General features: G+C 72.6%; 16 protein-coding genes. 8 read left to right on the top strand and 8 right to left on the bottom strand.

Annotation, left to right across the window (positions count from 1 at the left end; translation table 11 throughout):
- Positions 1–4 precede the first annotated feature (4 nt).
- The 3 genes from mgtA to JYJ93_RS04280 all read right to left on the bottom strand — a co-directional run bounded on the left by mgtA (position 5) and on the right by JYJ93_RS04280 (position 7,335).
- Complete coding sequence (mgtA, locus tag JYJ93_RS04290; RefSeq protein ID WP_269012894.1) at positions 5–2,500, bottom strand: magnesium-translocating P-type ATPase; 2,496 nt, start codon at positions 2,498–2,500, stop codon at positions 5–7.
- A gap of 203 nt (positions 2,501–2,703) precedes the next feature.
- Positions 2,704–4,635 (bottom strand): penicillin-binding transpeptidase domain-containing protein, encoded by a 1,932-nt coding sequence (locus JYJ93_RS04285; RefSeq protein WP_206786750.1) that lies wholly within the window; start codon positions 4,633–4,635, stop codon positions 2,704–2,706.
- A 102-nt stretch (positions 4,636–4,737) separates the two neighbouring features.
- Positions 4,738–7,335 carry a right-handed parallel beta-helix repeat-containing protein gene (locus tag JYJ93_RS04280; protein ID WP_206786748.1) on the bottom strand — a complete coding sequence of 866 codons (2,598 nt, stop codon included), beginning with the start codon at positions 7,333–7,335 and terminating at the stop codon, positions 4,738–4,740.
- A 220-nt stretch (positions 7,336–7,555) separates the two neighbouring features.
- On the opposite strand from JYJ93_RS04280, the gene JYJ93_RS04275 reads away from it, so the two are divergent.
- Both JYJ93_RS04275 and JYJ93_RS04270 read left to right on the top strand, forming a co-directional pair.
- Positions 7,556–8,218, top strand: coding sequence for a cytochrome b/b6 domain-containing protein (locus JYJ93_RS04275; RefSeq protein ID WP_206786746.1), 663 nt, complete (start codon positions 7,556–7,558; stop codon positions 8,216–8,218).
- Positions 8,208–8,906: a molybdopterin-dependent oxidoreductase gene (locus JYJ93_RS04270; protein ID WP_206786743.1), complete on the top strand. Its 699-nt coding sequence runs from the start codon at positions 8,208–8,210 to the stop codon at positions 8,904–8,906. The genes JYJ93_RS04275 and JYJ93_RS04270 overlap by 11 nt, the downstream gene beginning before the upstream one ends.
- Here the strand turns inward: JYJ93_RS04270 and JYJ93_RS04265 are convergent.
- Positions 8,903–9,337: a hypothetical protein gene (locus JYJ93_RS04265; RefSeq protein WP_206786741.1), complete on the bottom strand. Its 435-nt coding sequence runs from the start codon at positions 9,335–9,337 to the stop codon at positions 8,903–8,905. The genes JYJ93_RS04270 and JYJ93_RS04265 overlap by 4 nt on opposite strands.
- 13 nt (positions 9,338–9,350) lie before the next feature.
- Positions 9,351–10,139, bottom strand: a complete 789-nt coding sequence (locus JYJ93_RS04260) for an alpha/beta hydrolase (protein ID WP_206786740.1) — start codon at positions 10,137–10,139, stop codon at positions 9,351–9,353.
- A gap of 202 nt (positions 10,140–10,341) precedes the next feature.
- Here JYJ93_RS04260 and JYJ93_RS04255 point away from each other — a divergent pair, with 202 nt between their 5' ends.
- Positions 10,342–11,073 (top strand): SAM-dependent methyltransferase, encoded by a 732-nt coding sequence (locus JYJ93_RS04255; protein WP_206786738.1) that lies wholly within the window; start codon positions 10,342–10,344, stop codon positions 11,071–11,073.
- Between the two features lie 4 nt (positions 11,074–11,077).
- Here the strand turns inward: JYJ93_RS04255 and JYJ93_RS04250 are convergent, their stop codons facing one another.
- Complete coding sequence (locus JYJ93_RS04250; protein ID WP_206786736.1) at positions 11,078–11,698, bottom strand: hypothetical protein; 621 nt, start codon at positions 11,696–11,698, stop codon at positions 11,078–11,080.
- 286 nt (positions 11,699–11,984) lie between these two features.
- Here JYJ93_RS04250 and JYJ93_RS04245 point away from each other — a divergent pair, with 286 nt between their 5' ends.
- The 3 genes from JYJ93_RS04245 to JYJ93_RS04235 all read left to right on the top strand — a co-directional run bounded on the left by JYJ93_RS04245 (position 11,985) and on the right by JYJ93_RS04235 (position 14,876).
- Entirely contained in the window at positions 11,985–13,340 is a 1,356-nt protein-coding gene (locus JYJ93_RS04245) for a HAMP domain-containing sensor histidine kinase (protein WP_206786734.1), read from the top strand.
- Entirely contained in the window at positions 13,337–14,293 is a 957-nt protein-coding gene (locus JYJ93_RS04240; RefSeq protein ID WP_206786732.1) for a class I SAM-dependent methyltransferase, read from the top strand. The genes JYJ93_RS04245 and JYJ93_RS04240 overlap by 4 nt, the downstream gene beginning before the upstream one ends.
- Positions 14,294–14,441: 148 nt before the next feature.
- A complete protein-coding gene (locus JYJ93_RS04235) occupies positions 14,442–14,876 on the top strand; it encodes a hypothetical protein (protein ID WP_206786730.1) in 435 nt (144 codons plus the stop codon).
- Positions 14,877–14,932: 56 nt separating this feature from the next.
- On the opposite strand, the gene JYJ93_RS04230 is transcribed toward JYJ93_RS04235, so the two are convergent.
- Positions 14,933–16,273, bottom strand: a complete 1,341-nt coding sequence (locus JYJ93_RS04230) for an outer membrane beta-barrel protein (protein WP_206786728.1) — start codon at positions 16,271–16,273, stop codon at positions 14,933–14,935.
- Positions 16,274–16,561: 288 nt separating this feature from the next.
- Here JYJ93_RS04230 and JYJ93_RS04225 point away from each other — a divergent pair, with 288 nt between their 5' ends.
- Positions 16,562–17,812 (top strand): DNA repair exonuclease, encoded by a 1,251-nt coding sequence (locus tag JYJ93_RS04225; RefSeq protein ID WP_206786727.1) that lies wholly within the window; start codon positions 16,562–16,564, stop codon positions 17,810–17,812.
- Positions 17,809–21,000 carry an AAA family ATPase gene (locus tag JYJ93_RS40520; protein ID WP_206786726.1) on the top strand — a complete coding sequence of 1,064 codons (3,192 nt, stop codon included), beginning with the start codon at positions 17,809–17,811 and terminating at the stop codon, positions 20,998–21,000. The genes JYJ93_RS04225 and JYJ93_RS40520 overlap by 4 nt, the downstream gene beginning before the upstream one ends.
- Here JYJ93_RS40520 and JYJ93_RS04215 read toward each other — a convergent pair whose 3' ends face one another.
- Complete coding sequence (locus JYJ93_RS04215) at positions 21,001–21,792, bottom strand: DUF695 domain-containing protein (RefSeq protein ID WP_206786725.1); 792 nt, start codon at positions 21,790–21,792, stop codon at positions 21,001–21,003.
- Positions 21,793–21,872: the final 80 nt, after the last annotated feature.

Raw genomic sequence — 21,872 nt, 5'->3', positions numbered from 1 at the left:
ATCCTCAGGCGGTGTCGAAGCGGCGGAAGAACCAGCGGTTGAGCCCCCACGCGCAGCCCAGGTACAGCGCCACCAGCGCGCCCAGCGACGCGAGGATGGCGGGCGGCGGCGGCACGAAGCCGAAGTAGTGCCCCAGCGGCGTGAAGGGCAGCACGCAGGCCACCGCCACCGCGCCCAGCGAGGACAGCACCAGGAGCCGCGCGGGGGGACTGCGCGCCGAGCCACCCCGGGTGCGGATGATGAAGATGACCAGCACCTGCGTGGTCAGCGACTCCATGAACCAGCCCGTCTGGAAGAGCGGCGCGTCGGCCCGGAAGCCGTGCAGCAGCACCGTGAAGGTGGCCGCGTCGAAGAGCGAGCTGAGCGTGCCGAACACCGCCATGTAGAGGCGCACGAAGCGCAGGTCCCAGCGGGGAGGCCGCGCGAGCTGCTCCGCGTCCACCGTGTCCAGCGGGATGGCCAGCTCCGACACGTCGTACAGCATGTTGTTGAGGAGGATCTGGATGGGCAGCATGGGCAGGAACGGCAGCACCAGCGACGCCAGGGCCATGCTCAGCATGTTGCCGAAGTTGGAGCTGGTCCCCATGCGGATGTACTTCATGACGTTGCCGAAGGTGCGCCGCCCCTCCTGGACGCCGTCGTGCAGGACGCCCAGCTCCTGGCGCAGCAGGAGCAGCGCCGCGGCCTCGCGCGCGACGTCCACCGCACCCGCGACGGAGATGCCCACGTCCGCCTCGTGCAGCGACGGCGCGTCGTTGATGCCGTCCCCCAGGTAGCCCACCACGTGGCCGCGCTGCCGCAGCGCGCGCAGGATGCGGCTCTTCTGCGAGGGGGACACGCGCGCGAAGACGGTGGTGTCCTCCGCCCGCGCGCGCAGGCCCGGGTCGTCCAGCAGGGCCAGCTCCGCGCCGGTGAGCACGCCCCGCACCTCCAGCCCCAGCTCCTGGCAGACATGCACCGCCACGCGCGCGTTGTCGCCCGTCACCACCTTCACCGCGACGCCCGCCGCGTGCAGCGCCGCCAGCGCGGGCCGGGCGCTCTGCTTGGGCGGATCCAGGAAGGAGGCGAAGCCCGCGAAGACGAGGCCCGTCTCATCTTCCGGGGACAGCGGCTCGCGCTGGGACGGGACGTCGCGCCAGGCCAGCCCCAGCACCCGGAAGCCCTGTTCGCCCAGGGTATCGGCGCGGGCTTGCAGCGCCTCCCGCTCGACCGCGTCCAGGGCTCGCGGCGGACCCTCCGGGGCTTCCCACGCTTCGCAGCGGGACAGCAGGGCCTCCGGCGCGCCCTTCACCACCAGGACGCGGCGGCCGTCCTTCTCCAGCAGCACGGACACGCGGCGGCGCTCGAAGTCGAAGGGCAGCTCGTCCTGCTTGCGCCAGCCCTGCGCGCACGCCACGCCCCGGGCCAGGATGGCCTCGTCCATGGGGCTGCGCAGGCCGGTGGCGAAGTGGCTGTTGAGGCAGGCCCACGCGAGGGTGCGCTCGCTGTGCCGGGAGGCGGCGTCCTCGGTGTGCTCCAGCCGGATGTTCGCCTCCGTGAGCGTGCCCGTCTTGTCGGTGCACAGCACGTCCATGCAGCCCAGGTCGTGCACCGCGCTCAGCCGCTTGACGATGACCTCCTGGTCCGCGAGCCGCAGGGCGCCCCGGGCGAGCGTCACCGAGACCACCATGGGGAGCAGCTCCGGCGTGAGCCCCACCGCCAGCGCCATGGCGAAGAGGAAGGACTCCAGCAGCGGGCGCTCCAGCGTCAGGTTCACCAGGAGCACGAACAGCACCATCAGGACCGTGAGCCGCATCAGCATCACGGAGAAGCGGCGCGTGTCCCGCTCGAAGGCGGTGGAGGAGACGGGCGCGTCCAGCCCTCGGGCGATGCCGCCCACCTCGGTGTCGCGGCCGGTGGCGAACACGAGCGCGCGGGCCGTGCCTCCCAGCACGGACGTCCCGGCGAAGACGGTGTTGCCCACCTCCGCGAGCGGTGCGTCCGCGGGCGCCAGGCCCGGCGTCTTCTCCACGGGGTAGGGCTCGCCGGTGAGCAGCGACTCGTTCACGGACAGCGCATGTGACTCCAGGAGGCGCGCGTCCGCGGGGACGCGGCTGCCGGTGGCCAGCAGGACCACGTCCCCGGGGACGAGCTCCGTGGCGGGCCGCACCTGCTCCTCGCCGTCGCGCAGCACCCGGGCGCGCAGGGCCACGGTGCCGCGCAGGCGCTCCGCCGCGTTGCTGGCGCGGTGCTCCTGGACGAAGTCCAGCGTCACGCTGATCAACACGATGACGGCGATGATGGCGGAGCTGGTCAGGTCGTGGACCACGGCCGAGATGCCGCACGCCACCAGCAGCACCAGCACCAGCGGGTTGCCCAACCGCAGCAACAGCTCCAGGGGGAGCGGCCGGCGGCGCCGGGACTCCAGCGCGTTGGGGCCCAGGGACTCGAGCCGCTCCTCGGCCTCCTGGGGAGACAGTCCTTGGAGTGGGGAACCCAGGCGGGCGCGCAGGGAGTCCACCGGCTCGCTCCAGGCAGGGGGCCCTTCACGCTTCGGTGCCTGCCTCCGCCGCGCGCCGGAGTGACGCGGGGGGTGCGCCAGGGGCCCGGTGCCCTGGCCGCTCGAGCGTTGGGCGCCCATCCTCGCAACGTGGGCAGTGTCCTCCGGGGTGACCAGCCAGCGCGGGAGGGGAGCGCGGCGCTCGGAGGGGCGGCCCCGTGGCCCTAGCTGGCGTCGTCCCGCTTGAAGGAGAGGACCGAGGCCGCGTCCAGCGCCTGGAGGAACCGGACCGCGAGCGGCAGGGCGACGCGGCCTCCCACGCCGCCGCCCTCCACGAACACCGCGAAGCCGATGCCGTCGCGCACGCCGACGAACCACGCGTGGGTCTCGGGCGGCACGGACATGCCGAACTCCGCCGTGCCCGTCTTGCCCATGAGGCCCGGCATGGCGGCGGCGGACTTCGCCGTGCCGTCCGTCACCACCGAGCGCATCAGGTCACGCAGCATGACCGTGGTGCCCGCGCCCAGCCGCGCCTCCGGGCCGGGCGCCGCGTCCGCGAGCAGGCGCGGCGCGTGCCAGACGCCGGTGGCCGCCGCGGACACGACGGTGGCCATGTGCAGCGGCGTGACCAGGACGCGCCCCTGGCCCATGGCGTCCGCCGCGCGCTCGGCGTCGTCCTTCGGCGGGGGGAAGGTGGCGCCCGGTGACGGGAGCCCGACATCGTAGGGCACCCCGAAGCCGAAGCGCCGGGCCGCGTCCTCCAGCACGCGCGGGTCCAGCTTCGCCGCTTGCTGGATGAACGTCGTGTTGCACGACAACGCGAACGCCCGCCGCAGCGTGGTGGTGCCCAGCACCTCGGATTCGAAGTTGCGGAAGCGCTTGCGGCCCACCGTCACCTCCAGGGGGCAGTCCACGCGGGAGTCCGGCTTCAGGCCGTTTTCGAGCAGCGCCGTGGCCGTCACCAGCTTGAACGTGGAGGCCGGGGGATAGCGCCCCATCAGCGCGCGGTGCCACCCCTCCCCCAACGGCCGGCTGGCCACCGCGAGCACCTCGCCCGTGGCCGTGTCCACCGCGACCAGCGCGGCGGGCTGGGTGACGTCCGCGAGCGCCGCCTCCGCCGCCGCCTGCACGTCCATCCGCAACGTGGTGCGCACCGCGCGTCCCGGCTCGCCCTCGAAGCGGTACAGCAGCTCGCTGCCGCCGGCGCGGCGCTGGAGCCGCACCTCACCCGAGGGACGTCCCGCCAGCGTCCGCTCCTGCGCGCGCTCCAGGCCGGACAGGCCCACCATGTCGCCCGGCTGGTAGGGCTGGCCCAGCGCCTGGAGGACCTCCGCGGTGATTTCCCCAACCCGTCCCACCGTGTGCGCGGCGAAGCCCTCCGCGGGGGTGAGGCGCGCGGGCCGCTTGCGGAAGAAGATGCCGGGCACCGGCGCGAGCACGGGGCGCACCTGCTGGTAGCGCTCCGGGCGCACGTCGATGAAGGCGATGAACTGCTCGGGCTGCGCGCTCGGGGCATTCAGCGCGGCGAGCACCCTCGCGGGGTCCACGCCGAGCTGCGACTGGAGCACGCTGGCCACGGCCGCGCGGTCCTTCACCCGTCCCGGCATCACGCCGATGCGAATCACCTCGCCTGGCGCGGTGAGCGACTCACCCTCCGCATCGAGCAGGTCCGCGCGAGGGCCCCAGCTCCGCGTGCGCGCGAAGCGGTCTCCGGGCCGCGCGTCGGGATGGAACACCTCCGGCGTCCAGCGCAGGTACCAGCGCTTGTTCCGGAGCACGAAGCGCAGGCGGGACTCGACCTCCCAGTCGCCCAGGCCCCGCAGCGTGTGCACGCCGTGGAAGCGCACCACCGCCGTGGTGGCGTCCTGGGACTCGACCGCCACCGGGTCGAAGCGCGAGGCGATGACGCCCAGGTCCTGCCTCCAGCGCGCGTGCTGCGCGTCGAAGTCCTGGGGCGCGTCCACGACCACCTGGCGCTGCGCGGCCACGTCGTTGCGCGCCCAGGCCTCCAGGTACCGCAGGGCCCGGTCCTCGACGCCTCCGGGCGCCACGGTGGGCGCGGTGGGCGCGGCGGGCTTCGTGGCTCGCGGCGCGCACGCGGGAAGCAGCAACAGGAGGCAGAGCCCCACCCAGGAAATGACCGCCCGTCCGTACACGCATCCCCCTCTACCGCGCCCGCATCGCCGAGGCGAACATCCGGCGAGGACCGTCTCCATCTGGACCGGCGGTCGGTCCGCCGCGCGCACGCACAGCGTGGATCAACGGACCGTCTGATCCTGGGACTTGCTCGCGCCGTCGCCCGTCGCCGTGACGGTCAGCGGTCCGGCGGTCGCGGCGCGGACGAAGAAGAGGCCTTCGCGCTGCGCGTTCTTGAGGCTGACCTCCGTCACGGGCGCATCCGAGCAGTCCGGCAGCAGGTGGAAGGTCGCGCCTGGATCCGACGCGGCCAGCGTCACCTCCGGCACGGACAGCGCGGCCAGGTTGCCCACCAGGTCCCAGCCCTGCACCACCAGTTCCTCCGAACAGGTGCCCACGTCCAGCGTCCGCGCCGGAGTGGCGAAGCCCACCTGGCGCTCATCGCCCTGCGTCACCACGTCCACGCCGATGGCGTTCTCGTACAGCTCGCCGTTGTACCCGTCACCGCTGATGCGGTTGCGGCTGATGAGGTTGGCGGTCCCGTTGTCCGAGATGGCGGCCTGGTAGACCTGGTTCGTCATCCCGTCCTTGCTCAGCTCGTTGCCAATCACCTGGATGTTCTGGGGCGTGGCGGGCGGGTCGTAGTCGTTGCCCTCCGCCTGGATGAGGTTGACGCCGACGTCGTTGCCCACCAGCTCGTTCTCCTGGATGAGCAGGTCGTGGCACAGCTCCCGCCCCGCGCCGTAGGCCGAGCCCCCCACCACCAGGATGCCGGAGCCGTAGTCGGCGAATCGCAGCTCATCGAACTGGTACGCGTTGCCCTGCACCTCGTTGCCCACCACCTGCCCGGAGACGCCGTAGGAGAGCTGGATGCCAGTGCGCGCGATGCGGCCGGTAGGCCCCAGGCCATCGAGGGTGTTGTCCTCCAGCGTGACCGCCACGCGCCCCTGCACCACCACGCCCACCTTCTGGTAGCCCAGCAGCCGGTTGCCCCGGATGACCACCGGCAGCGGCGCCCCAACCGTCGCGCTGTTGCGCACGTCGATGGCGAAGCCCTCCTGGCATCCGCTGATGCTTCCCTGGTTCAGGTCCTCCACCGCCGTGTTCTCGATGGTGCCGCTCGCGTCCTCCAGCAGGATGCCGCGCAGCCGGTCCCCTCCCGCGTCGCACACGTCCGACAGGTTGCGCGCCGTCACGGTGACGAACCGCACGTTCGCCACCGCGCCCCGGTTGCGCAGCACCGCGCCTTTGTAATTGGCCCCCGCCCCGTCCTCGGACGCGGTCAGCGTGTGCCCGCCCCCGTCGAACGTGTAGCCGTCCGGGATGAACACCGCGCTCTGCACCACGCAGTCCTCGCGCAGCGTCACCTGTCCGGGCGATAGGGTGATGGCGCAGGCCGTCTCGCCCGGGCCGCAGCGCCGGCCCATCCACTCCACGGGGAAGGAGTGCCGCGAGCTCGCGCCCGAGGCGTTCGTCACCACCAACTCCACGGTGGGCGTCACGCCCGCCGGCAGGCAGGAGAGCTCCGTCCAGTCCACCGTGCTCGTCGCGCCACTTCCCACCGGCGTGCCGAGCGCGCCGACGTTCGAGGACCAGGCGAACGTCATCCCCTCGCCGCGCGGATCCGTCGCGGCCACCGTGAACGTCACGCGCTCACCCGCGAGCGCGCTCGTGGCGGACTGCGACGTGGTCTCCAGGACCGGCGGCGCCTCCGCGCGCACGCACAGGTTCACGAGCTGCGTCGTGCTTCCACCGAAGCCGTCCGTCACGGCGCCCTTGAGCTGACAGGCGCAGCCGTCCGTGGGCTCCGCCGTAGGCTTGAAGGCGGGTGTGGCCAGGGTGACGTTGTCGAAGGTGCCCTCGCACGTCGCGCTCCAGGCGTAGGTCAGCACCTCCTGGGGCCCGTCCTCGTCCGTCACCGTCGCCTGGACCTGGAAGGCACTGCCCAGCATCACCTGCTGGGGTTCACCGGCTTCGGAAGGGATGGGGGCCCGGTTGAAGCGCGTGTCCCCCAGCCACGCGGGCCCGCGAACGGTGCCCACGGCGATCCGGAACTGGAGCGTGGACACCGCGCCCCGCGCGTCCGTGACCTGCAAGCTGATCAACGCGCCCTTCCTGCGCTCATCGGCGTCCTTGGGAAGGGCCGCCGTCCACTGGCATGAAGCCTCCGCGCAGTCGAGCACACCGGAGGAGGTGGTCCAGGCGTAGGTGAGCGCGTCCGCATCCGGGTCGCTCGCGTGCGCGAGCAGGTCCACCGTCTCTCCGTCCCCGACGATGGCGGTCGGTCCGGTCACCGCGAGGATGTTCGGCGCATGGTTCGCCAACCCCTGGGGCGGGTTCCTCGTCAGCGTGGGCACCAGGACGGCGAGCGCTTCGCCATACCGGGGGACCCGCACTCCCGTCTCCAGCCTCATGGAGGCCGCGATGGTGTCCTCCGAGTCCATGACGTCCGCGGACAGGAAGACCTCTTCCCCGGGGGCATCCGGCTTCAAGCTTCCGGCCCAGGTGGGGCCCCCCTCTGGCGCCTGCGTCAGGTTCATCGACGCAGGGCCCGCGCTCGCGCCCACGAAGAGAGGCGTCACCGCGCGGGGCGCCGCGACCACCACCCTCACGCCACCGGCCAGCGGCGCCGTGACGGCGGGCTCCTCCTCCACGCAACCGAACGTGGACAGCAACAACAACCCCACGAGGTGCAACGCACGGGCGGGCTTCAGGGTCACGGCATCCTCGGGGAAGTAGGACGGGAGCAGGAACGATACTGGCTCGTTCCCACACGTCCAATCCACGGGGGACACGGGCCGCGTGCATCCGGCACGCCGTCCAATGCCTGCCAGACCTACGCGACCGGCGGGCCAGTGCCACCGAAGTCCTCTCCCGAGCGTTCGCGCCACCCTCCCGCCGCATGGTTTCGCGCGGCGCAGCGGTGTTGGGTTCCGCCGCGTGCACCCGCCCGAGTCCCGCCGTCCCCAGCCCTGGCCCATCCGGTTCGCGCACTGGGCCAACGTGCCGCTGCTCGCCATCCTCGCGGCCAGCGGGCTGCAGATCCTCACCGCGTATCCGCGCATGGGCGCTCGCGGACAGCCCTTCGCGTTCTATCCCTTCCAGGACGCCACGCCGCCGTCGTGGCTGCGCCTGGGGGACTGGCTCGCGGGGGCGCGAAGCTGGCACTTCGCGTTCGGCTGGTTCCTGGCCCTCAACGGCTTCGCGTACGTGCTCTATCTCGCCATCAGCGGCGAGTGGCGCCGCCGCCTGTTCCTCCCGCGCCGCGACACGCGCGATGCCGTGGCCACGCTCGCGTACTACCTGCGGCTGCGCCCCGCGCCCGTACAGACGGGCCTCTACAACGGGCTCCAGCGGCTGGCGTACACCGCCACGCTGTTCATGGGCGCGCTGTCCATCCTGTCCGGGCTCGTCCTCTACAAGCCCGTGCAGCTCCAGTGGCTCACCCGGCTCTTCGGGGGCTACGACCCCGCGCGCTTCGTGCACCTGCTGCTGCTCGCGCTGTTCGCGTTCTTCACCGTGGGCCACGTCCTCCTCGTCGCCCTGCACCCGCGCACCTTCGGGGAGATGATCACCGGAGGGAGGAAGCCCGATGCCCGCTGAGCGCGTCCTCACCCGCCGCCGAGTCCTCCTGGGCGCCGCGGCGCTCGCCACCAGCGCCTGCGACTCCCAACGTCCGCGCGCGGGCTTCCTCGGCGTGATGGACCGCTTCAACGAGCGCGCCCAGGCCGCCCTCTTCCATCCCCACCGGCTCGCCCCCGAGGAGCCCGTCGAGCAGCTCACCCCGCCCGGCGACTTCCCCCACTACTTCATCTCCGACACCGTGCCCCTGGCCCCCGCGGGCTGGAGGCTCGAAGTGGGCGGACTCGTGGCCCGTCCGCGCGCCTTCACGCTGGAGGAGCTGCGGAGGCTGCCCCGGACGGACTACCGGATCCGCCACCACTGCGTGGAGGGCTGGAGCGCGGTGGCGTCATGGCACGGCGTGGCCCTCCGCGACCTGGCCCAGGCCGTGGGCGCGGATCCGCGCGCGGGGTTCGTGGAGTTCCGCTCGTTCGACCAGGGCTACTACTCGTCGTGGGATGCGCCGAGCGCGCTGCACCCGCAGACCGTGCTCGCGTACGGCATGAACGGAGCGCCGCTCATCCCCGGCCACGGCGCGCCGCTGCGCCTCTATTCGGGCGTGAAGCTGGGCTACAAGATGGTGAAGTACCTCACCACCGTGCGCTTCCTCCCGGAGCCCACGGGGGGCACCTGGGAGGACCGCGGCTACGAGTGGTTCGCCGGCGTCTAGCGCTTGGAGTTGATGACGCCCGGCAGGAACGGCGTGAAGCCGCGCTTGCGCAGGCTCTCGCGCTCGGCGAGCAGGGCCGCCAGGGCGGCCTCGCGCGTGGCGAAGTGGTTCACGGCGGCGCCGTTGATGGCGCCGCTGGTGTTGATGAACACGAGCGTCGTCGTGTCACCGCCGTAGCGGTACGAGCGGTGCGTGTTGCGCTCCAGCACCTCGCGGCGCACCTTGCCGAAGGTGCGCCCCGCCGTGTGGCGGACGACGAGCCCATCCAGGTTGATGAGCAGGTCCACCCGGCCGTTGAACTTCGCGAACTGGGCCTCCACCTCGTCCCGCCAGCGGAACACGTCCTCGTCCGTCACCAGGATGCAGTCGGTGAAGTTCGCGGTGACGACGTCGTGCTCGGCGTCGCGCTCGAACGACATACCCCAGGCCATGTCACGTCCTCCTTCAGGCCTGCGCGGCGTTGCCCGCGAGGAAGGCCGACACCAGCGCGGCCGTCTCCGCCGGACGCTCCACCTGGGGGTAGTGCCCCGGCCCCGGCAGGTGCGTCAGGCGCGCGTTGCGGATGAGCCCCACCACCGCCTGCTTGAGGAACACGGCCGGCAGGAACGGATCATCCGTGGCCACCACCAGCGTGGGCGCGGTGATGGCGGACAGCCGGTCCGCGAAGCCGCCCGCCGTCCAGGAGTCGAAGCACTGCTCGATGGCGTCCTTCGACACCGCGCCCGAGTCCTTCAGCAGGACCTCCAGCGACTCCGGCGACAGCTGCTTGCAGGCCAGGCCCAGGATGGTCTTCTGCTTCTCCCGGTCGCCCGCGGAGGTGCGGAACAGCCCCGCCGCGTCCGGAGGCAGGGGCAGCCCCGCCGCGGGCACCGTGTTGAGCAGCACCAGGCCGCTGACGCGCGAGGGCGCATCCGCCGCCACCCACTTGGCGATCTGCCCGCCCATGCTGTGGCCCACCAGCGCGAAGCGCTGCGCCTTCGCGTGGTCCGCCACCGCGAGCACGTCCCTGGCGTACTGCTCCAGCGTGTACCCCGACGCCGGCCGCCCGGACGCCCCGGTGCCCCGGTGGTCCGGGACGATGAGCCGCAGGCCGGTCATGTCCAGCTTCTCCAGCATCGCGTCCCACACCGCGCCGGACACCATCCACCCGTGCACCAGCACCACGTCGCGAGGACCGTCCCCGAACACCCGGTAGTTCAGGGGTGTGCCATCCGTCGCGTGGGTCGTGGGCATGGGGGCTGTCCTCTTCGGGGGGAAAGACTGAGAAGTCACGTCTTGCAGGGGAAGCGTAGCAAGCCACGACTGGGGCGTGGCCGTCCACATGCTCGGGGGTTGCCTGACGGTCCGAGGAGCGAGCTGTCCTGGCGGGTAGGTGTGAGGGGGAGGGAATGAAGGGTGGGAGCGGGTGCGCGGTTACGGCAGACTCGGGTGCGTCATGACGGATGGACGCAGCGGGACGGCGGCAGCGAAGCGCACGGTGTACTGCGAGGACGCGCTCGCGTGGCTGGACGCACGGCCGGTGTTGGAGGGGTGCTCGATGGTGGCGTCGCTGCCGGACGTCTCCGAGTTCCCGCAGCTCACGGTGCCCCAGTGGAAGGACTGGTTCGTGGGGGCGGCGGCGAAGGTGTTGTCGCGGGTGCCGGAGGACGGGGTGGCGGTGTTCTACCAGTCGGACGTGAAGAAGGACGGCGCCTGGGTGGACAAGGGCTACCTGGTGTCGAAGGCGGCGGAGCTGTCAGGGTGCGACACGCTCTGGCACAAGGTGGTGTGTCGCAGGACGCCGGGGACGGTGACGTTCGGGAGGCCCGCGTACTCGCACCTGCTGTGTTTCAGCCGGGGGTTGAAGGCGGACGCGGCGAGGTCCACGGCGGACGTGTTGCCGGACCCCGGTGAGGTGACGTGGACGCGAGGCATGGGGCTCAACGCGTGCCTGGTGGCGTGCCGCTTCATCCTGGAGCAGACGCGGACGCGAACGGTAGTGGACCCGTTCTGCGGCCACGGCACCGCGCTCGCGGTGGCCAACGCGCTGGGCCTGGACGCGGTGGGCGTGGAGCTGAGCCGCAAGCGGGCACGCCGAGCGAGGAACCTCCAGGCGGCGTGGACGGGCGGGAAGCTGGTGCTGTCCAGCGCGGCCGGTGACGGCGAAGACGAGCCGTCACCGGAGTGACGGCTCAGGCCGCCTGGGCTCCGCCGAGCGCCTGGGTGACGTCCTTCTCCAACTGGGTGAGGAACGTCTCGAACAGGCGCTCCTCCAGCGCGAGCGCGGGCTCCAGCGTCACTCCCGCCTTGTCCAGGCGCTGCTGGCAGGCGTCCTCGATGGCGCGGCGGTGGGACTGCTCCTCCACCACCACGCGCCCCAGCTCCTCGCGCACCACCGCGTGCCGCGTGGCCGCCTTGTAGAGCGGGTAGAGCACCATCGCCCGGCGCTCCACCACCGCCGTCGTGAGCAGGTAGTGCAGGTACACGTCCGCCGTCCCCGTGACGCCCGTCACCCACTCCGCCAACTGCCGATCCAACGACTGGAACCACGCGGACGCCGCGTCCACGCTCAGGAACTCCGTCACGTCCTCGCGGCCCGCCACCTCACAGGCCAGCCGCTTGAACGTGAACGCGTGGCGCGTCTCGTCCGCCAGGTGCCCCAGCACCTCCAGCGACGGGTGCCGGTCCGCCACCGTGCGCGAAATCTTCCGCGCCCCAATGAACTCCAGCAGCGACAACGTGTGCAGCCACCGCACTTCCAACTCCGGAGCTTGAGCCAGCTGCCGCAACACCGTCTGGATTCTGTCACGCATGGGGCGCCCCTCTATCGCGCCCCGCACGCCCTCCCAAGCACTGTCGCTCCGGACAGGAGTCATCCCCCCGCCCTGACCGGAAGGCCAGGGACGGCGGACTGGCCAACAATGGCCATGCCCCCGGGTTTGACCGGGAGGCCTCCTCCGCCGTTTGCTTCTCCGTGTCGAGGGCTGCGCCTGGTGCCGGGGGGTTGACCAGCATGCGTCCGTATCGCGGAGACCTGCATCCGTCCGGGCACCGACCTGCCCGCGCCGCCGCGTGGCGGTCCGGCACCGGAGCGTCCGCATGAAGTCCCCGCCCCCGTCCTCCTGCCAGGGAGTGACGGCCTTCCGCCGCTGGATGCGCGCCCAGGACGCGGGCCAGCTCCTCGCGTCCCTGCGCGTGCGCCCCCTCGCGGGCTACCTCCTCCGGGGTTCGGCGCTCGTGGGCGCCGTCGCGTGGGCCCCCGGCGTCCACTCCTTCTTCGCCGTGCCCCTCACGCCCGCGCTCGCGTGCTTCCTGCCCGGCGCCGTCCACCGCGTCGCCTTCGCCTGCGTGCACGCGCGCCACCGTCGCGTGGGCGAGGGGAGCTGGCTCGCGTGGCTGCCGGGCCTGGCGCTGGAGCACTTCTTCCTCGCGGGCCTCACCGCGCTCGCCGCGCCGCCCGGGGTGTTCATCCTCGGCCTGCTGCTCATCGGCACCTCGGCGGTGCATGGCCAGCGCTACCGCGTGACGTGGCGCGAGCCCTTCCTCATGATCGGCACGCTCGCGGCCCTGCTGGGCGCAGCGGTCCTGGCGTGGCACGCCCACAACGGGCTGCTCCTCGCCGTCGTGGGGCCCGCGGCCCTCGGCGCGCAGGTGTACCTGGGCTCGCTCGCCATGCGCTACGACCAGGCCCGCGCGGACGCGGACCGCCTGCGCGCCGCCGTGCACGCGCAGCTCGTGGAGCAGCAGGAGCGCGACGTGGGCCGCCTCACCCAGGCCATGGCGGAAATCCTCGGCCACCACCAGGGCATGGACCAGGCGCTGCACGAGGCCGGCACCGCCGCGGACATGATGAAGGCCTTCGGCACGCAGCGCGGCGTGCTCGCGCGCACCGGCTTCGAGGACCAGGCCCGCCAGCTGCAAGACAGCCTGCGCCAGCTCCAGGAGATGGTGAAGGAGGTGCGCGCCAAGAGCCGCCGCTTCGCCGGCACGGAGCCGGAGGCCGTGGACCTGGGGCTCGTCCTGGAGTCCGTGCAGGCCCAGGTGTCCCTGCGCTTCCCCGACGTGGACATCCACGTGGAGCTGCAGATGCCCCAGCCGCCTCGCGCGCTCCTGCGCGGCGGGCCGCTCACGCTGCGCCGGGTGGTGGAGAACCTGGTTGTCAACGCATGCGAGGGCAATGGCGAGCAGGGCGCGTCCCGGGTCTTCATCCGGGCGCGCACCGAACCCCTCAGCGGACGCCTGGAGGTGGAGATCGAGGACGACGGACCCGGCTTCCCTCCGGAGCGCCTCACCGCACCCGCGGAGGAGCTCTACACGACCAAGTCCCAGGGCACGGGACTGGGCCTCTACACCAGCGAGTGCCTGCTCCGCGCCAGCGGGGGCCTGCTGCACCGGCACAACGGACCAGGAGGCGGCGCCCTGCTCCGCATCCTGCTGCCCCGGGAGTACCCATGAAGCCCCTCAGCGCACCCACCCCGACGCCGTCCACGACCCCGACGCGCGGGCGCGCCGCGAATGAGGCGGTGACCCCGTCCAGCGGCCCGCACGTGCCCACCCCGCTCGATGTGCGCGCCTACCATGAAGCCCTCGCCGCGCGCGGCCTCGCCCGCCAGGGCGCGAGCCCCCGCGTGTACTGCCACACGGGGCTGGTGGACCGGCTGCCTCCCCCCGGCACGCCGGGACCGGAGCTGCGCGAGCGGCTGAGGAGCTCGCAGGAGGCGCTGCTCGCGGAGCTGGCGCGCGCCATGGGCCCCTTCCCGGACGGCGGCGAGGTGCTGGACGTGGGCAGCGTGCTGGGCGGCAGCGCGCTCTACTGGGCCCAGGAGCACCGCGCGCGCGTGACGGCGATGGTGAGCGAGCCCACGCACGTGGAGCAGGCGCGCCGCTTCGTGCACGAGGCGGGCATGAGCGCGCACGTGCACGTCCGGCCGTGTACGGGCGAGCCGCCCCGGCCCCGCGAGCGCTACGACGCCATCATCGCCGTGGAGAACACCTGCGCCCTGCCCCGGGCGGAGAGGCTGCGCGCCGCGCACGCCCGGCTCAAGCCCGGCGGCATGCTCGCCATCGCGGACTGCTTCTGGGTGCGGCCCGACGCCGTGCATCCGACCGAGAACGCATGGAGCCGGCACCTGGGCAGCGTGAACGCGTTCCTCGCCGACGCGCGCGAAGCAGGCCTGGAGCTGGAGGTGCACGACGACGTGTCCGCGCGAGCGGTGGGCTTCTGGACGCTGAGCTCGGAGCTGCGCATCCACGAGCACATGGCACGCGCGCCCACGGACGCACGCAGCCTGCGCGCCGCGCTCAACGCCATGCGCGCCGAGTCGCGCCGCGAGCACCTGTGGCTGCAGCAGGGCCTGCTGGATGGAGGCCTGGAGTACGCGCTGCTCGTGCTGCGCCGCGAGGCATGAGCCGCAGCCCATGCACAGACGGCCTGGCGGGCCCCTGCCCCAAGGCACGTGGGGAGGGCGGCCCGGCGTCGTGCCGCCCCCCGGACGATGCTCCCGCGCCGCCCCACCCCCAGCCTTGGGTTCGTCACACCAACAAGGGGGGACATGCATGACGGGTTTCACGCGATGGATGGTGATGGGGGCGGTGGCGGGCGCGATGGCCCTAACGGGGTGCCAGAGCAAGGAGCGCTCGCAGGAGAGCATGGGTGGGACGGGGGGCGCCGGAAGCACGCAGGGGTCCCAGGGCACGCAGGGGACCCAGGGCACTGAGCCCAGCATGGGCGCGGGGCAGGAACAGACCCCGCCCCAGGGCGAAGGTTCGACGATGGACCAGGGCATGGGCGGCTCCGGTTACGACGCGGGCACGGGCGGCTCCGGCTACGACGCGGGCACCGGCGGCTCCGGCTACGACTCCGGCACGGGCGGCTCCGGCATGGAGCCGGGCAGCACCGGTGGCGACACCGGCGGCTCCATGACGCCGGAATCCAGCGGCAACACCGACACCGGGAACACGGGTGGCACGGTCCCCGAGCCCACCCGCTAGGCATTCATTGCCCCTGAAAGGCGCGGGCGTGCCCTGCTGGCGCGCCCGCGCCTCGCTCAAAGCTTCACCATCAACGCGCCGGTGAGGCGGCTCTCCGTCTTCACCAGGTCGGGGCGCCAGCCGTCCACGAACGAGCCCGGCGCGCCCTGGTTGCCACCGGGCGGCGTGACGCCTCCGCGTCCGGAGAAGTACGGCACGCTGGCGGCGCGGTGGTTGAACTCCACGCGGAAGGTGATGAACGGCTGGGGGATGACGTCCACGGCCACCTGGAGGTCCCAGGCGCGGTAGCGGTCGCCCGGGTTCGCGGTGAAGTACGGCGTGCCGGAGGCCGCGGTCGTCCCGTTGATGGGCGGCAGCAGCACCAGGTAGCGCCCGGGATTGGTGATGGCGCCACCGCCCACCGTCAGCGCCAGCCGGTCCTGGAGGAACCACGCGCGGTGGTACGCCATGAACCCCAGGAAGTACTGCGACCCGCAGTCCACGCCGCCGCCGAACTCACAGCCCGCGTCCAGCGTGAGCGACGCCGCCGCCTTGCTGACGAAGCGGGCCGGCGCGTCGTGGTACTTCACCATCACGCTGTCGTCGGTGTGCACGCGCTTGCGGCCCGGGTTCCCCAGCGTGTCGGAGCCGTAATACTGGTTGCCCACCACCGACAGCCAGCCCGTGGGACGCCACAGAATCTGCCCGCCCACGCCTTGGCCGTCGTTGAAGCGGCCATACGACTGCCAGCCATTGACGAGCCACGGTTCAATCTTGAGCGTGTCGCTGACGAAGATTTGAGCGCGCACGCCGTTGAAGAACCACGGCGTGTTCGACGACACGTAGGACGGCTGGTAGGTCCAGTTGTCCGCGTTGTAGTAGCTCCACAAGCCGATGTAGCTCATGAAGATGCCGGCCTGCAGGTTGATGCCTCGCAGCGCATCGAAGTGGTAGCCGCCGTAGGCCTCGGAGACGTAGCGGTAGGCGTTGTCCAGACTCCACTGGCCGCGCGAGGGGCTCGCGTCGTTGCGCGGCGTGGTCTGCGAGTACATGCCGAACTGGGTCATCAAGCGGCCCATGACGTTCTTGTAGAGAAAGTCCCCGCCCATCCCCAGCTGCGTGACCTGCACCTCGCCGTGGCGGAACACCTCGCTGGAGCCGGAGAGCGTGTCGTCCTGGGGGCGGTTGAAGCTGTAGTGGTACGCCGTATCCAGGCGGAGCTCGCCGGTGAACGGGCCGAAGCTCAGCGGCCTCTCGCTGGCGCCCGCGTTGCCGGGCAGCCAGGAGAAGTCCGCGAAGGCCAGCGGCGCGGGGCCCTCGTCGGACGGGGCTTGGGCTTCGGCGCGCGGTGCGAGCAGCAACACGGCGAGCGCGGGTAGGAGCGGGAGCGGAGGCAGCCAGGAGGTGACGGGTCTCATGGCCGGGCGGGATTGCAGCCGTCGTACCCGGGGGCGGAAACGCGCGGGACGCCAGCAACCCCGCGAGGTTGGCGAAGCGGGGTGGGCCCTGGCGTCGTGCGAATCGCAGGGAGCCGGTATGGGACTTCGCGCGAAGCGCAAGAGGGGCGGACCGCGCGTCCGACGTGCGGGGTTTCCAGAGGTGAACGCGGCATGGGACCCGGGGGCATCCCCTCTGTCCACCCGCGCATCACCCCGGGGGGCGGGAAAGTCGGGAGGACGGCAGGACTCGGGTACGGTTCCCGCACGATGCGCTTCTCCTTCGTGCATGCCGCGGATCTCCATCTGGACACGCCGTTCCGGGGAGTGGCCACGCACGGCCCGCTCCTGGAGCGCTTCCAGCAGTCCACCTTCCATGCACTCGCGCGCATCGTGGACGTGTGTTTGCGCGAGCGCGTGACGTTCCTCCTCCTGGCCGGGGACTTGTTCGACGTGAAGGACCGCTCGGTGCGCGCGCGGCTGGCGCTGCGCACGGAGCTGTCGCGGCTGGACCGCGCGGGCATCCAGACCTTCATCGTCCACGGCAACCATGATCCGCTGAGCGGGGACACCGGCACGCTGGGGCTGCCCGCGTCGGTGAAGGTGTTCGGCCCGGAGTGGGAGGACGTGGAGGTGCGGCGCGAGGGCCGGCGCCTGTGCCACGTGCAGGGCGTGTCCTATCCGGACGTGGAGGTGCGCGAGAACCTGTCCGCGCGCTTCCGCCGCACCGGCGAGCACTTCAGCGTGGGCCTGCTGCACGCGAACCTGGGCGGCGACGCGGGCCACGCGAACTACGCGCCCTGCACCGCCGCGGACCTGGCGGCGGGCGGGCTGGACTACTGGGCGCTGGGCCACGTGCACACGCGCGCGGAGCACCTGCTGCCCGGCGGCGGCGTGGCGGTGTACCCGGGCAACCCGCAGGGCCGGCACGTGCACGAAACGGGCGAGCGCGGCTGCGTGGTGGTGGACGTGGAGGACGGCGTCGCGCGCAGGCGCTTCGTGCCGGTGGACCGCGTGCGCTGGCACCGGCTGGACGTGCCGCTCGCGGGCGTCACGTCGCTGGACATGCTCCAGGCGGTGGCCACGGAGGTGGTGGAGTCGCGCTGCGCGGAGGACTTCGACGGGCACGCGGTGCGCCTCACGCTGGCCGGACGCGGCCCGCTGCACCGGGAGCTCGCGCGGCCCAACGCGAGGACGCAGCTGGAGGCGGACCTGCGCGAGCGGCTCTCTCGCGCGCATCCGCCGGTGCTGCTGGAGTCGCTGCGCGATGGCAGCCGGCCGGAGGTGGACCTGGAGGCGGTGCGCGCCGGGGGCGGCTTCCTGGGCACGCTGCTGGAAGAAGCGCGGGCGCTGACCCAGGACGACGAAGCGCTCGCGGCCCTATGGGACGACGAGGACCTGACGACGCTGGGACAGCGCCTCAAGCGGCTGGGCGTGGATGCGCTGGAAGCGCCCCGGCCGGAGTGGGTGTCGCAGGCGGGCCAGCGCGGCGTGGAGCAACTCCACGAGGAGGCATCATGAAGCCGGGTCTGCGCATCAACCGCTTCCAGGTGGACGGCTTCGGGCACTTCCGGGGCTACTCGGGCACGCCGGGGCCGGGGCTCACGTTGCTGTACGGGCCCAACGAGGCGGGCAAGAGCACCCTGCTCGCGTTCCTGCGCGGCGTGCTGTTCGGCTTCGAGAAGCGCGGCCAGCCGGAGCGCTACGAACCGGAGGGCGCGCTCTTCGGCGGTGAGCTGTGGCTGGACACGGCCGTCGGCCCGCTGGTGGTGCACCGCCACGGCGGCAAGCGCGCGTCGGAGGGCACGCTCACGGTGCGCGGTCTGGATGGACAGCCGCTGCCGGAGACGCTGCTCGACCAGGCGCTGGCGGACGTGCCGCGCGAGCTGTTCTTCGAGGTGTTCGCCTTCCGCCTGGATGAGCTGTCCTCCTTCCAGCGGCTCGCGCAGCAGCGCGGCGTGTCGGAGGCGCTGTTCGCCGCGGGCATGCAGGGCGCGCGGCGGCTGCCGGAGGCGGTGGAGCGGCTGCGCAAGGACGCGGAGGCGCTGTATGCGCCGCGCGGGCAGAAGCCCGAATTGAACCGCGTGATGAAGGAACTGGAGGAGGTGCAGCAGGCGCTGCGCGAAGCGGGAGACCGGCCCGCGCTCTACTTCTCCACGCGCGACCAGTTGGCGGAGCGCATCGCGGAGGGCCACGCGCTGGAGGTGGCGCGCAAGCACACCGAGCACGAGCTGGACCGCGCCTCGCGGCTGGAGTCCGCGCTGGGGGACCTGGCGGTGCTCGCGCGCGACCGGGCGGAGCTGGCCACGCTGCCGGTGCTGGACACCTTCCCACCGGGCGCGGAGACGCGGCTGGAGGACGTGCTCCAGCGGCGCAAGACGTACCGGGCCCAGCAGGCGCAGCTGCACGAAAGGCTCGCGCCCATCGAAGAGGCGCGGGAGCGGCTGGCGGCCCCATGGCCCGTGCGCGAGCGCGCGGAGTCCCTGCGCACGGCGCTGGCCACGTATTCCGGGCACTCCGAACAGCTCCGCTCGCTGCCCGCGCGCAGGGCGTCGCTCACGTCCCGGCGGCGTCAGTTGGAGCAGTCGCTGGGAGAGCTGGGGCTCGCGGTGGACGCGGGCGGATTGCTCGCACTGGACCTGGGCGCGCGGGCGCGAGGTGAGCTGGAGTCGCTCGCGGGGAGGCTGGACGCGGCGGACACGGCGCTCGCGCAGGCGGAGGCGGAGCAGGCGCGCACGCGCGAGGAGCGGGCCCGGCTGGAGACGGCGCTGGGGCGCGTGCAGGCGGAGCTGGAGGTGCTGCCCGAGGCTCGGCCCGCGCAGGTGCGGCAGCGGCAGGCGGCGGTGGGGCGGATGCGCGCGGTGCGCGGAGATTTGGAACGGCTGGCCGAGCAGCGGATGGAGCAGCGCCGTCAGATGGACGGTGTGCGGGCGCCCACGGACGCGGTGCCGCTGCGCTCGCTGTTGCCGCTGTCCTGGGTGGTGGCGGCGGCCCTCGTGGCGTGGGGGTTCGCGGCGCTCGCGGCGTGGCTCGCGGGTCCGTCGGTGGGCGTGCTGTGCGCGGTGGGCGGCCTGCTGCTGGTGGGGTTGCTGCTGTTCGTGCGCCACCGCGTGGAGACGGCGCGCAAGGCCAGCCTGGAGGCGCAGGCGGCGCGGCACCGCTGGCGGCAGCAGGAGGAGGAGCGCTTCCGCTCGGCGCAGGCCGCGATGTGCGCGCGGGAGGAGTTGCTCCAGCGCGAGCTGCTGAACGCCTCCGGCGCGGCGGGGCTGTCCCCGGGCGCTTCGCTGTCGGACCTGGCCGCGCAGGAGTCCCAGCTCGCGGAGCTGTTGACGCAGGCCGAGCGGCGCGAGCTGCTGGTGCGCGAGGAGGACACGCTGCGCACCGCCTGGGACGCGGCGGTGCGCGAGGACCAGCGCGTGGAGGAGGCGCGGCTGCGCGCGAGCCAGCGAGAGGAGGTGCTGCGCGAGGAGTGGAGGGCGTTCCTGGTGGCGCGCCGCTTCCCGGAGACCCTCTCCGCGGCGTCGGCGCTGACGCTGTGGCTGGATGCCGCGGCGCTGCGGCAGCGGCTGTTGGACCTGCGCACGGACGAAGAGGAGTTCACGGTGGCGGAGGCCGCGTGCGACGCGGTGACGACGCGGCTGCTACAGGAAGCGCGGGCCGCCGGCCTGCCCGAGGGGCCGCCGGAGACGGTGGCCGCGCGCGTGTCCGTGGCGCTGGAAGAGGTGCGCTCGCGGGCTGCCGACCAGCGGCACCTGGACGGTCAGCGCGGAGAGCTGCTGGCGGAGAAGGCGCGGCTGGACCAGCTGTCGCTGGACGAGGACCAGGCCTGGGAGGCGCTGCTCACGGAAGGCGGCTGCCAGGACGAGGCCACCTTCCGCCGCCGCGCGGTGCAGGCGCGAAGGTACGCGGAGCTGGCCGCCCGGGTGCGCGAGCACGTCCAGCGGGTGCAGGCCCTCACCGGCCTGGGTGAGAACGCGGCGAACGAGGAGGTCCACTCGGCGGGCGGTGAGGCGGGCCTGAAGGAACAGCTCGCCACGCTGCGCGAGCGCCACAAGGCCGAGGGCGAGCGGCACAAGGCCTTGCTCACGGAGCAGGGCAGCCTGAAGACGCAGCTGTCGCAGTGGGAGAACGACGACCGGGTGTCCCGGCTGCGCATCCAGGAGGAGACGCTGCGGGCGAAGGCGGCGGAGCTGGCCACGCGCTACGCGGCGGACCGGCTGACGCTCGCGCTGCTCGGGAGGGCGCGCCGGAGGTTCGAGGAGGAGCAGCAGCCGCGCGTCATCCAACTGGCGAGCGAGCTGTTCTCCGAGCTGACGGCGGGGCGCTACCGCCGCGTCTTCATCCCGGCCGGGGACGCGCGCGAGCTGCGCGTCAGCGACGGCACCAGGGACTGGAGCGCGGAGCAGCTGTCCCGGGGCACGCGCGAGCAGCTGTTCCTCGCGTTCCGGCTGGCCGTCATCCGCGACTTCGGAGAGACCCGGGGCGCGCTGCCGCTCATCACGGACGACGTGCTGGTGAACTTCGATCCAGAGCGGGCCCGGGGCGCGGTGCGGCTCTTCGCGAGGCTGGCGGAGGCCCACCAGGTCATCGCCTTCACCTGCCACCCGTGGCTGCGCGAGCACTTCGAAGCGGAGGGCGCCCACGTGCTGGAGCTGCCCGGCGCCACGAAGTCCCCCCGTGAAAGCCTGCGAGTCGTCTCCAGCGGCTAGCTAGAAGTCCTCCGCCACGAGCAGGCAGTCCCAGCCGTCATACGTGCCGTGGTACGACTCCACGATGTCTTGGATCTCCTCGGCCACCGCGTCCACCCGCGCGTCGTCCACGGTGTCCACCCGGTGGAAGTCCATGCGCCACTCCACCCCGAGCACGCTCCCGGGCGCCCGGACGAGCTCACACCGGAAGCCCTGGAACCCCGCGCTCCTCAGCCCGTCCTCCGCGTCCTGCGCGAACGCCCCCACCTGGAAGGACACGCGGTGCTCTACCCTGCGGGCCACGTCCAGCGGCTCCCCCTCCGCTCGCAGGAGCGCGACCCGCTGGCGGTTCATCCTCAACTGATAGTGCAGGGGCGGCGGGAAGAGCATCCGGAGATACGCCGTCCAGTGGGGGTCCCACGTCCGTGACACGCCCACGTCATAGGTCCCCTGATGGGCCCGCACGAGCGGCCGTACCTGCCTGGCCGAGATGGACTTCGGGCCATACAGGTAGACGAACTGCACGCCTTGATCCACGAGGTGCCCGACCCTGAGCAGCCCCAGGGGACGCAAGCACGCCTCCAGCGCGCCCTGCACCGCGAACACCGCGTCCTGCTCGTCGCTGTCCCGGAGCCCGTTCGACATCGGGTTCTTCAACGGGAGGGCCAGTCGCCAGAGCACGGGGTGACTGGCCATGGGCGCGAGCGTATTGGCGCCCAGGTCGATGCCCACGGTCTGTGGCCCCTGCGTGGACCACCGGAAGTAGTCCTCGAAGGCTTCCCGCCAGGGCTTCTCGAAGGACGGAGCGTTCATGCCGGGCGATTCTACCCGCCGCGCGGCACCAGACCCTGGCGCACAAAAAAATACTGGGAGCGCGCCCCCTCGACGCGCTC

Origin of the sequence: Corallococcus sp. NCSPR001 (assembly GCF_017309135.1) — a bacterium.
In the GTDB taxonomy this organism is placed as follows: Bacteria; Myxococcota; Myxococcia; order Myxococcales; family Myxococcaceae; genus Corallococcus.
Note: the sequence above shows the minus strand (reverse complement) of the source record. Positions and strands in the feature narration are given on the sequence as shown.